General features: G+C 42.4%; 9 protein-coding genes. 1 reads left to right on the forward strand and 8 read right to left on the reverse strand.

Translation table 11 applies throughout. From position 1 onward, the window contains the following. Positions 1-43: 43 nt before the first annotated feature. The 4 genes from JNUCC41_RS26665 to JNUCC41_RS05365 all read right to left on the reverse strand — a co-directional run bounded on the left by JNUCC41_RS26665 (position 44) and on the right by JNUCC41_RS05365 (position 6412). On the reverse strand, positions 44-2854 hold the full coding sequence (locus tag JNUCC41_RS26665; protein WP_228467547.1) for a bifunctional metallophosphatase/5'-nucleotidase: 2811 nt from the start codon (positions 2852-2854) through the stop codon (positions 44-46). A 490-nt stretch (positions 2855-3344) separates the two neighbouring features. Next, positions 3345-4130 carry a PhzF family phenazine biosynthesis protein gene (locus JNUCC41_RS05355; protein WP_192206710.1) on the reverse strand — a complete coding sequence of 262 codons (786 nt, stop codon included), beginning with the start codon at positions 4128-4130 and terminating at the stop codon, positions 3345-3347. Positions 4131-4423: 293 nt separating this feature from the next. After that, on the reverse strand, positions 4424-5836 hold the full coding sequence (locus JNUCC41_RS05360) for a glycoside hydrolase family 18 protein (RefSeq protein ID WP_192206711.1): 1413 nt from the start codon (positions 5834-5836) through the stop codon (positions 4424-4426). 390 nt (positions 5837-6226) lie between these two features. Beyond that, positions 6227-6412: a hypothetical protein gene (locus JNUCC41_RS05365; protein ID WP_192206712.1), complete on the reverse strand. Its 186-nt coding sequence runs from the start codon at positions 6410-6412 to the stop codon at positions 6227-6229. A gap of 272 nt (positions 6413-6684) precedes the next feature. On the opposite strand from JNUCC41_RS05365, the gene JNUCC41_RS05370 reads away from it, so the two are divergent. Further along, positions 6685-7434 carry a sulfite exporter TauE/SafE family protein gene (locus tag JNUCC41_RS05370; protein ID WP_192206713.1) on the forward strand — a complete coding sequence of 250 codons (750 nt, stop codon included), beginning with the start codon at positions 6685-6687 and terminating at the stop codon, positions 7432-7434. 71 nt (positions 7435-7505) lie between these two features. Here the strand turns inward: JNUCC41_RS05370 and JNUCC41_RS05375 are convergent, their stop codons facing one another. The 4 genes from JNUCC41_RS05375 to JNUCC41_RS05390 form a co-directional block, all read right to left on the reverse strand. After that, on the reverse strand, positions 7506-8204 hold the full coding sequence (locus JNUCC41_RS05375; protein ID WP_192206714.1) for a GntR family transcriptional regulator: 699 nt from the start codon (positions 8202-8204) through the stop codon (positions 7506-7508). A gap of 146 nt (positions 8205-8350) precedes the next feature. Then, complete coding sequence (locus JNUCC41_RS05380) at positions 8351-8695, reverse strand: hypothetical protein (RefSeq protein WP_192206715.1); 345 nt, start codon at positions 8693-8695, stop codon at positions 8351-8353. An 831-nt stretch (positions 8696-9526) separates the two neighbouring features. Beyond that, positions 9527-10993, reverse strand: coding sequence for an aminoacyl-histidine dipeptidase (locus tag JNUCC41_RS05385; protein WP_192206716.1), 1467 nt, complete (start codon positions 10991-10993; stop codon positions 9527-9529). A 39-nt stretch (positions 10994-11032) separates the two neighbouring features. Continuing rightward, on the reverse strand, positions 11033-11641 hold the full coding sequence (locus tag JNUCC41_RS05390) for a VanZ family protein (RefSeq protein WP_192206717.1): 609 nt from the start codon (positions 11639-11641) through the stop codon (positions 11033-11035). Between the last annotated feature and the right edge of the window lie 60 nt (positions 11642-11701).

The raw sequence follows: 11701 nt of genomic DNA on the forward strand, positions 1-11701 counted from the left end.
CTCCAACTTTTTTTCACAGGCTCAGGAATCATTTGAATGCCGCTTAAAAAATGGTTTCGCCATTCACCGTGACACCGCTCATGCTCACGGTCTTACCGTTAAGTCCCGATAAGTCCAAATTACCCTCGACTGTAACCTGTGAAAAAGTAAAGTTATCCGGAGGAGTTCCTGTTAATGTAAGATTCCCTTTAACGACTGCATTTTCCAATGAAGCGATATCCGTGATGTCTACAACTACATGACCTTCATGCGTTTTTGGGGCATCAGCCGTTCCGCCAAAGTCTTTGGCCAATACGACAGTCGGGTCTGTATTGCTTCCGGCAACATCTTTAATGCGTCCTTCAATGCTTGGATCGACAGTTTTCAGCCCGCTTACATAATCCCGTAAATTCTCCCAATCAGCGAGTCCGATATCCGTCACCCTTCCTTCTTCATAAGCCTTCTTGAAGACGGTGAATCCATCTCCGCCCTTGGCTGTAAAAGCATTGGTCGCCACGACATATTCCTTCGTTGCATCCAATTCGGAATATGTGCCATCTTGTCCGAGAACTTCAACCTTTGTGACACGACTGCCTGCTTCCTTAGAACTGTCGTAGCTGAATTTCATTCCGGAAACATGCAGGAAGCCGCCATTTTCCTTAGGTGCGAGGCTTACACTATGCTCTAATGCTTCATTGATTTCTGCTCCCGTAAGCTTCATCGTCGCTAACGTATTCCCAAACGGTAAAACGGTCAGGATTTCGCCTAAAGTGATATCGCCTTGATCGATGCCAGCGCGGATGCCACCGCCATTTTGGAAGGCTATGACCGTATCCTTATTGAATTCTTTCGCTTTACTTAGCATTCCATCCGTAATTAAATTGCCCAGTTCCGTTTCATTTTTACGAACACTCGGCTTCGTCTCATCCCCTGCATCACGCGGCGATTCCAAGGCTTTCACAGCTGTTGCACCAGTCTTCGTTTCCTTCAGCTCCTTAATCTTCGAGGAGTAAGTTTCGAGCAATTTTGCCGCTTCGGCATCATCCTGTTTTTCAGAAAGCTTAATCAGCTTACCGGCTTGTCCGACAATCTTGCCATCCTTATCGAAATTCACATCGATCGTTCCTAAATAGTCGCTATACTGATATCCTTGAACGATGACAGTCGGCTCTTTCGTTTTCCCTTTATCATCTTTGTCAACAACAACGGGGGCGTCTAACTGCGTATGGCTATGTCCGCCCACGATCACGTCGATGCCCTTGACCTTGGCAGCCAATGTTAAATCATTGTCATAAGCCGCATTGTCATCGTAGCCGATATGGGACACGGCAACTATCTTATTGACTCCCATGCCTTTGAACGCCTTGACCGCTTTTTCGGCTTCTTCAAGATAGTTTTCGAATTCTATACTTCCAGGACTTGAAATATCTTTTGTCTCTTCAGTTGTAAGCCCGAAGAACCCTACCTTTTGGCCATCCACTTGTTTTACGATTCCATTGTATATCTTCCCTTGCTCTGGCTTACTTGAAATCAAGTCCGAGAATAGCCCCTTGAACTTATCATCTTTGGAGAAGTCCACATTCGAGCTGACAAATGGGAACTTTGCCCCTTTAATGAAGTCAGCCAAAGCTTGATGCCCTTCGGCGCTTGATCCCAAATCAAATTCATGATTCCCGAACGTCATGACGTCATATTTCATTAAATTCATGAAGCGAAGATCGGCTTGCCCTTTGAATTCATTGAAATAGAGAGTTCCCGAGAATACGTCACCAGCATCCACCAAAAGAGCTTGCGGCTTACTCTTGCGCACTTCCTTGACAGCCGTCACCCTTTTTGCCACATTGTCCAAGTGGGCATGCGTATCATTCGTATGCATCAAGGAAAGGGTGATCGCCTTCGCTGGATTTTTCAAGGCTTCTTCGGCTGCAGCGACTTTCTTATCCGCCAAAGCCATTTTCGAAAGGAATTCCTTTCGGTCCGACTCCTTGATTCCATTTAAATTAATGGCTGCTTTCGCCTTTTTAGCAGCGTTTATCTGTTCTTTCGTTTTAAGTTCCCCATTGGCAAGAGCTACATAGGCATTGACCCGCTTTGCCACTTCTTTTTTCTTTTCAGCATAGACCGCTTCATCATACTTACCTTTCACTTCTTTAACATAGGCGTGTATGGCTTTTCCGAGCTTGGATGTTTTGCTGACCTTTTTCAACTGCGAAGAAACGGTTTGCATCCGCTTGTCCGCGGTCTTTAAATCACCCTGCTTCACCAAGTAGGCAGCTTTTTCATAGTAGTACGGAACTTTCAGGTCACCGTTCAAAGCTGTTTTGGTCGATTTGGTGAATTTATCGTATAAGAGCTTTTCGATTTTCGCACCGTAAACAGTATCTTTAATATCTTTATCTGCCTTTTTCACGGCTTTATCCAGTGCCTCGTATTGAGTTCTGATATCAATTGATTTCTTGGCAAGGATTGCATTCGTAAGGGTGCCAATCGATTTAACATGTGCAGCTTTTGCTTTCTCAGCCGCTTTAAATCCTTTTACATATCCTTCAGAACGAGTGATGTACTTATCATAAGCTTCGATTTCTTTATATTTCGCATCTTTTTCTTTTTTGCTTAGCATTGATTTTTTAATGGTAGTATTGATGTCTTTTTTTGCTTGTTTTGCAGATTTAATTTGTTTTTCAACAGTGGACACTGAAGCGAGTTTAGAAGTGTAGAAATAGGTATCGAATGGTTTTTTGATGGCTGCCTTGGCCGTTTTGATTTTACTATTCAGGCTAGTGGCAGCATCAGAAGGTGCCGGCGCTACCGCTACGATCGTTGTCGCAGCCATTATGGTAGCGGATGCAATTTTTACGATTTTCTTTTTCCCCATTATAGTTAATCCCCCCATAAGTTATATACTGACATAACTTTCTGCTAACTTATCCATATAATTTACACACTTTTCCAAAAATTGAATCCCGACATATTTACTTATCCATACACAAATCCACCCTACTTTTTTCCTCTAAAGATCCGTGTATCTCCTATATTACAACAATATAATCCAGTTTTAAAACAAATTTACAATACTACACGGAATATTAACAGAATATTATCATTGCATTCACCCTAAAATACCCATTATTCGATAGATGATATATCAAAAAAATGTTTTAATGGTAAAATAGTTCTATTTTATCTCGTGGCCACTCATGGCCTTTATATCTGTTTTGTCGAAAAGCAAAAAAAGAGAGAGATTTAAATCTCTCCCAGACTGTAGGGGTCTCGGCTAGCCAGTTTATTCGGCAGGAGTGTCTCAAATTTCTCCAATCCATTGAGTGTCTGCAGTTGAAGGGATCGGTAGCATGCCTCCCCCTGCATTAAATGTTTAAGCTCCCTTCGAATATTGTCACGGCATGGCCGGAAAGTTTAACTGTGTCTTCCTTTACTTCAACCTTCAATCTTCCTCCTCTTTCCGATGCTTGATAGGCCGTGAAAATACTTTTGTCCAGTTTTCTTTTCCAATATGGCCCTAGGCAACAATGGGCCGAGCCCGTTACATGATCTTCGTCAAGGCCTTGGGCAGGGGAAAAGAAACGTGAAACGAAATCATATTCACCGCTATCCGATTGACTCGTTACAATGACACCCCGAATCGGCAATTGGGAAATGGAACCTATATCCGGCTTTATATTCCTTACGATTTCCTCTGATTGAACTTCGACTAGATAATCCCATTTGCTTTGTCCAACATACGCAGGCACAACCCCTAAAGCTTTTATCAGCAATTCAGGGACAGCGGTCTCCTGCTCGATTAATGACGGGAACTCCAATTGAACCATTCCATCAACGAACCTTGCAGTGAGAAGCCCGCTTTTCGTCTGATAGACAATTGGTCGATCTCTTGGCACGTATCCTTTCCCCCACAAAAAGAAAGAACTTGCCAGCGTCCCATGTCCACAAATCGGGATTTCAGTGGAAGGTGTGAACCAACGCAACTGCCATGCAGCTTTATGAAGGTGAATGAACGCAGTGACAGGCATATTAATCTCTTTAGCCATTCGCTGCATCCACTCGCTGTCAGTTTCCCCGGTAAGAAGGCAGACAGCAGCAGGGTTTCCTTTAAAAGGTTGATCTGTAAACGTATTAATGATGGTTAATTCCATTAAATGTGCCTCCAGTAAGTAATATTCTAGTTTCCTAATTCCACAATGATGAGCCCATTTCCTTTAGGGAATTACCATTCCCTTGTTTTTAAAGAGTTCTCTTTATCTCATTAAAATGAAAAAGACCACCATATGGCAGCCTTTTGGATTCTATCATTCATAAGTTTCAATTTGGCGCTCTCGATTAAACCTCTTTATCGACTCAGATTCCAAATTATTTTTATCGTTGTTATAAAAAAACCAACCCTCACTATATTAATTATGTGTAATCCACCTTGCTGTAAAAAAACATCCTACCGTTTCCGGACAATAAATGTATCCCCAAGCAGTTCCCAATTCTGGGGAAAAGGATAACCAAGTACCCAATAACTGAGACCCCTTGACCTGTAAATCTTCACCAGGTCGAATTTTGCTTTAGCACTGCGTGCGTCCTCAAACCAAACTTCATGTGTGCGTCCCTGATTATCTTTGTACCTATAATAAGGTGATTGGGCTGTCTCGTCATATTTTATTTCTACATTATATTGGACGGCGCGTCTGATGGCTTCCTGCATGTCGAAAGTCTCTGCTTCCTGCCCCTCTTCATGAGGAATAAGCCAGTCCCGTGCATAAATCTGAAATCCTATGAAGATTTTATTTGTTGGTATAGCCGTTACGGCATAGTCAAGGACACGCTTTATTTCATTAATGGGAGAGATTGCCTGTGGCGGCCCTTTTCGGTAACCCCATTCATATGTCATCAGCACTACGAAGTCGAGCAACCGTCCGTGAACTGGATAATCATGTGCCTCCACTAATAATCCCTTTTGATTGGCGCTAGTTTTTGGGGCAAGGGAGGATGATACAAAGTAGCCCTCAGGATGCAATCGATCCACTGCTCTTTGGAGAAAGCGATTATAGAAATCACGGTCCTCTGGTGCCACACTTTCAAAATCGATATTCAATCCACGGTACCCTTTATTTTTCATCGTTTTTATGACGTTGGTCAATAATTTTTCCACTAAACCTGAATCGGAAAGTATCGTATGCGCAAGCTGTGTTCCCGCTTCCGTGGCAGAAAAATTCGTTATGCACATCATGGGTATGACGCCAGTTGCCTGTGCCGCCCGTATCGTCGGGGTGTCATCTATGACTTCTAAGCTGCCATCTCTCCTCATTCTATAACCAAATGGACTTACGTAGGTCAAATCGTAGGCTACATCACGTACCTGCTCCGCCCCGGCTTGCCCGTAAACGTTTGTAAAACCATTTACCTCAATGATGGGCTTTGGTTTTTGGGGAATCCTTATTATCTGTCCGATATGAATATTGGACGGATCTGTAATCCGATTCATCTGCATAATGGCTTGAACGGTCGTTCCATAATGTCTTGCTATATCATAAAGAGTATCCCGTTCCCTTACGGTATGATAAATAACCGGAATGGTTAGTCTCTGCCCTGGATAGATAGCAGAAGGGTTTGTGATGCGATTCGATTGCATGATTTCCTGTACCGCAGTTCCAAACTGATTTGCGATTTCATTTAGAGTATCCCCTTGCTGAACCCTGTACTGCAGATAAGGTTCAGGAATCAAAAGTGCTAGGCCAATCACCAGCTTATCTGGATTTTCAAGGCCATTGACCCGAACAATCCGGTTGGTACTGACACCATATTGCCGGGAGATTCCCCACAAAGAATCCCCCCTATTCACCACATGGATTTTCACATGCCTGCCCCCCTTTCCCTTCAAAATATTCCCTTCATTTTATTCCCTGGATGGCCCTAATATGTTTTTTGCGCTCAACATTCCAGTATTCTTAGTTTTTTTGCGCTTATTGCGTATCATTTTTGTTCCCCATTGTGGCCCGGATTCTTTATCTAAGAAAAACAAGGGAGTACTTCAATAGAGGAAAAGAGGTAAACAAATCCCCAAAGACAGGGACCTTGCATCAGTCCGACAAAGTGATGTTACATGCAAAACTGGTGATCATTGACTAAGGATAATCTAGTCTGGTTTTTAAAGAGTTCTCTTTCTCATTAAAATGAAAAAGACCACCATATGGCAGTCTTTCTGATTTCAGTGGTTTGCCATTCACCCAACATTCCTTGACCCTATTTATTTCTTTATGAACTCTGATTCCAAACGATTGTTTACGTTTTTATAAAAGTCCGGTAGTTCTTGTAGTGCATTCCGAAAAGTTAATAGGATCTTATCGATTCCGATCGCTTGAAGTTCCTGGATTTTGATTGCAATCGATTCGTAACTGCCGATTTGCCCTGTCCTGAACCCAGTAACAAACAATCCTTTGTTACCTCTATTAAACCGTTAGAAAACCCTCACATCAAAATAAATCAACATCTCAAAATACACACCCTCTTTTACAGCCTCATAACTAGCTCCTAAGATACAAAATAAGAGGTGTGTACCTCTCCATTGAAGCGTATGATAAACGCATCAAAAAAGGAAAACACAGCCTGAAATACCCCCTTTTAAAACAAAGATCCACCAAATCAAAATCCAATTGGTATGGTATAATTACAGAAGGGTGAATTTTTGTTTCAGGAGGTTACATAATGACGATCAGCAGCATCATATTGGTGGTTGGTGCAGTCTTTATCGGCGCCTTGATGCGGACGATGTTCGGGTTCGGTGAAGCGATAGTTAGCATGCCCCTGCTTGCCTTACTTCACATTCCGCTTAATACTTCGGTTTCCCTGATTGGGTTGGCAGGTCTTACCGTTGCCTCACTAACCGTCGTTAGCGGATGGCGTCATATCGAACGTTCTGTATTAATCAGGCTCGCGCTTGCAACGGTCATCGGCATACCAGCCGGCCTCGCTTTGCTCCATTACGCTCCTTCGATGATCATTACTTCTGCACTCGGTGTTTTTTTGATGGCATATGGAGGATACTCCCTTCTTAAGCAAAAACTTTTCCGGGCTGTGGATAAACCGTTACTCACCTCGAAAGGCTGGGTATGGCCGTTCGGTTTCGCGTCGGGAGTCCTTGGCAGCGCCTATAACTTTAATGGAGTGCCGGTCGTCGTCTATGGAACTTTAAGAAGATGGAGTCCGGATCGATTTCGCGGAACATTGCAAGCCCATTTTCTTATATCCGGAATCCTTGTCGTGACGGGGCATGCGCTAGGAGGACTGTGGACAGCCGATTCATTAATTCTCTACGTTTATTCCATTCCTGCCATATTACTGGCGACAGGTCTCGGAATCTTCATGAATAAGCGGATTCCTGCGAAGAAATTCGAAAGCTATCTATTCTTTATCATCATTGCGCTAGGTGTACTATTATTGCTGCCCAATGGCTGAAAACCAATAAAAGCCTGAATTCTCATTGAAACATCGAGAAATCAGGCCTTTTGCAATTCACACCACCTCTTTTACGTCAATGTTAACAGTTTGGCAGTAGTATAATTATACTTCTCGATTGATAAATCAAAAACGGCTCCCGCTTTTAAAAAGACCGTACTTTCAACGATTAAAGTCGGATCTCCTGGCTGCAAGTCCAAAAGCTTGGCATCATCATCATTTAGTTTTTCACACGAAATGATTTTATCTGCAAATCCGATATTCAACTTCAAATCCTCGACAATATATTCATAAATGGAACCATTTGCGATTTCTTTATTTAAGATGGGGATGATGTCTTTATTGAAAAAGGACTCTTCTATTACAATGGGTGCACCATTTAAGTATCTAACCCGTTTGAGGTTATAGATTTTGGTTTTCACCTGGCATTTCATTTGTTTGGCCAATTTTTCATCAGCTTCTATCAGTTCTAACTTTAACACTTTACTTTTCATTTCATCATTCGGAAACACTTTGGTTAATCCACTCATATCCCTCATCGAAATGCAGCCCGGTCTGGTAAATTCCCTTAGGAATATGCCGCTTCCTTGCACTTGATAGATATAGCCCTGCTCAACCAATATATTGATCGCTTTTCTAATGGTATTCCTGCTGACATCGAACCTCTTCATCAACTCTTCTTCAGTAGGTAACTTAGTATTTAATGTATATTTTCCTTCTACTATTTCTTTCTCCATTTGTTCTACGACCATTCTATACTTTACATCCATATTTCCATATACCTTCCTCTATACATAATGATTTAGAACAATACTTTAGATTGAATGATAGGTTTTCTTTACAATAGTTTATTTTATAACGATTGTAAAGAAACCTCTGTTTCTTTCAGACTGTACTTAGCCTGCATGTTTTTTATTTAACGTTCTGATTGATTTTCAGAAATCCGCTCCCTTTCCGCCGACTGTCTGCCAGGCCTCATCAAAGCAAGCGCCTGTGGGGTCTCGACTAGCCAGTTATTCGGCAGGAGTGTTGTAAATTTCTTCAATCCTTTGAGGGTTACAGTAAAAAAACACCAAGGATAAACTAGGGTTAGCCAAAATTCAGGATGAGACCAGCCTACAGTTTTTTCAAGAAAACGTTCCAGTTGATTTTCAGAAATCCGCTCCCTTTCCGCCGACTGTCTGCCAAGCCTCATCAAAGCAAGCGCCTGTGGGGTCTCGACTAGCCAGTTATTCGGCAGGAGTGTCGCAAATTTCTTCAATCCAATAAGGATTACAGTAAAAAAACATCAAGGATAAACTGTCTTAAACATAATTCGGAATAGACCAGCCTACGGTTTTTTCTAGAAAACGTTCCGATTGATTTTCAGAAATCCGCTCCCTTTCCGCCGACTGTCTGCCAAGCCTCCTCGGCGCAAGCGCCTGTGGGGTCTCGACTAGCTAGTTATTCGGCAGGAGTGTCGCAAATTTCTTCAATCCTTTGAGGGTTACAGTAAAAAAACATCAAGGATAAACTAGTCTTAAACATAATTCGGGATGAGACCAGCCTACGGTTTTTTCTAGAAAACGTTCCAGTTGATTTTCAGAAATTCGCTCCCTTTCCACCGACTGTCTGCCAGGCCTCATCAAAGCAAGCGCCTGTGGGGTCTCGACTAGCCAGTTATTCGGCAGGAGTGTCGCAAATTTCTTCAATCCTTTGAGGGTTACAGTAAAAAAACATCAAGGATAAACTAGTCTTAAATATAATTCGGGATGAGACCAGCCTACGGTTTTTTCTAGAAAACGTTCCAGTTGATTTTCAGAAATCCGCTCCCTTTCCGCCGACTGTCTGCCAAGCCTCATCAAAGCAAGCGCCTGTGGGGTCTCGACTAGCCAGTTATTCGGCAGGAGTGTCGCAAATTTCTTCAATCCAATAAGGATTACAGTAAAAAAACTTAAGAATGATTATTCTTAAAATCATGAGCGGTCCGGGAGTGCCTGGAGAGGAAATCAACGGTCTATTCTTTATATCAACTAAAAAAAGACATCCAATCAATTAAAGATAGGATGTCTCTAAATCTATTGAATTCAACTGTCCCCAGCCATGCAGTTGTTTATAAATCCTTCATTCTCTTTAATGTGTAAACAAAGTATTCCCAGTTGTTTATGGTCGACGGGATGCTTAAGTGTTCTTCAGGTGTATGTACGGAAAACATATCCGGCCCGATTGAAACAGTATCCAACCCTGGTATCTTATCTATGAATACACCACACTCGATCCCTGCATGCACAGCGATGATTTCAATATCTTCCTGATATTTTTCTTTGTATGTCTCTTCAAATAATTTCTTGAGTTTCGAATCAGGATTATAGGGCCACTCGGGATAATCCGCGTCAACCAATAGTTCGCACCCAAGCATGTCGGCAATTGCCTTTGCTTGCGTGACCATATTATATTTGATGCTTTTGACCGAACTCCTGATTTCACTTTCGAATATCATTTCCGCTTCATTTGTTGTAACGACCCCTAGATTCGTCGAACTTTCCACTAATCCTTCTATTCCCATGCTCATTCCTTGAACGCCGTGCGGGATTACCAGTAAGGAGGTAATGGCTTTAGTCAACGTCTCTTTGGAAAAAACATTTGAAGAAACCGTTTCGATCTTTTCAAACCAGATCAATACCTCAGGGTCGGAAGATTGCAGTTCATTTTTAAAAGTATTTTCCCATTGTTGAAGTCTCTCCATTATCTTCTGAACATCTTCTGCATGAATCAATACAGTCGCCTCTGCTTCACGAGGAATGGCATTCCCTTTCAGCCCCCCGTTCATTTGCTGTATGTAGCAAGGGAAATCTGCCGTTAGTTCATGTAATACTCTGCCCAAAAGTTTATTGGAGTTCCCTCTTTCCTTATGGATGGACATACCGGAGTGTCCGCCTTTCAACCCTTTAATCCTGATGTTATAAGATACAGCATCAACAATTGAAGCCGATTCCCATCCGATTGGCAGGATCTGCCGCACGCGTATTCCTCCTGCAGAGCTGACCAGCAGCTTTCCATCTTCCTCCGAATCGATATTGATCATCATTTTCCCTTTGAAGTGAGCCGGATCCACGGCAAGTGCACCGTTCATTGTCGTTTCTTCTTCAGTCGTTATGACTATTTCAAGAGAGGGATGCGGAATATCATTTGCATCCAATAATGCTAAAGCATACGCAACAGCCACTCCATTATCCGCCCCCAATGTTGTATCCGTCGCATACAACATGTCTCCCACAATCCTTAATTGAAGCGGATCTTTCTCGAAATCATGAAGCGTACCCTTGTTCTTTTCGCAAACCATATCCATATGCCCCTGGATAATGACGGTAGGTGCACTTTCATATCCAAATGTGGCAGGCTTTTTGATAATCACATTCAGCGCTTCATCCTGGATCACCTCCAGGTTCCTATCCTTAGCGAAGTGAACCAGATAGTCACTGATCGCCTTTTCATTAGCCGATCCTCTCGGGATTTCGGATATCGCTGCAAAATAATGAAACACCGGATGGCTCGATAATTCTTCTAACGTGCTATACATGAAAAAACATCCTTTCATTTAAAATTTTTGTACTGCCTCTCATCCCTTTACTTTTCCAGGACGGAACACGGCCACTCTTGTGAACAATGGATACAGAACGTACCCCAGATAAACACCAACCATATTCAAGATAAGGTCATCGACATCCAAACTTCCGCGCCGAAAAACAAACTGACAGATTTCGATGGCCGAAATCGAAAGTAATGGATAAAGAAATTTCCTTTTTGCGAAGGGATCCTTCCCTTCCCTCGACAACAAATACAGCCCAAATGGAATGAACAGCCCCACATTGGCGCTAAGGTTATAAAATGACACAAGCCCGTTCATATCGTTCGATAAATATAAAAGAATCGTAGAAAAAGGGACCAAATTATACGAATATACCTGCCCTTCTGGTCGAAAGAACAGCAAAACCAATAATGATAAACTGTAGCCAAAGAATGCGGCCTGCCACAAAAGGCGCGAAATTCGGACCGTTTCACCTCGAAAAAAAAGAACCGCAAACGAAACGAAAAGAAGTATACAAAACCAGACAACGATGATCACCAAAGGATTCAAATATAATCGGAGCTGAAGGAAAAAAGGCAAACCGCACAAAAACAATGCTTGCGACAGCAAAAGGGAAAGCATGACCGATTTTAGAGACATATAACTCCCCCCTTCTATTTCTTACCAATCCTTGCATGTCCTTATATCCTAGGACAACTT

Origin of the sequence: Brevibacillus sp. JNUCC-41, from assembly GCF_014844095.1 — a bacterium.
Taxonomy (GTDB): Bacteria; Bacillota; Bacilli; order Bacillales; family DSM-1321; genus Peribacillus; species Peribacillus aracenensis.

What these genes read in the sequence shown, in the direction of transcription:
- JNUCC41_RS05355 (WP_192206710.1), bottom strand. Translation starts at nt 4,130, where the DNA reads ATGGAATTAACCATCATTAATACGTTTACAGATCAACCTTTTAAAGGA.
- JNUCC41_RS26665 (WP_228467547.1), bottom strand. Translation starts at nt 2,854, where the DNA reads ATGGGGAAAAAGAAAATCGTAAAAATTGCATCCGCTACCATAATGGCT.
- JNUCC41_RS05375 (WP_192206714.1), bottom strand. Translation starts at nt 8,204, where the DNA reads ATGGATGTAAAGTATAGAATGGTCGTAGAACAAATGGAGAAAGAAATA.
- JNUCC41_RS05370 (WP_192206713.1), top strand. Translation starts at nt 6,685, where the DNA reads ATGACGATCAGCAGCATCATATTGGTGGTTGGTGCAGTCTTTATCGGC.
- JNUCC41_RS05390 (WP_192206717.1), bottom strand. Translation starts at nt 11,641, where the DNA reads ATGTCTCTAAAATCGGTCATGCTTTCCCTTTTGCTGTCGCAAGCATTG.
- JNUCC41_RS05385 (WP_192206716.1), bottom strand. Translation starts at nt 10,993, where the DNA reads ATGTATAGCACGTTAGAAGAATTATCGAGCCATCCGGTGTTTCATTAT.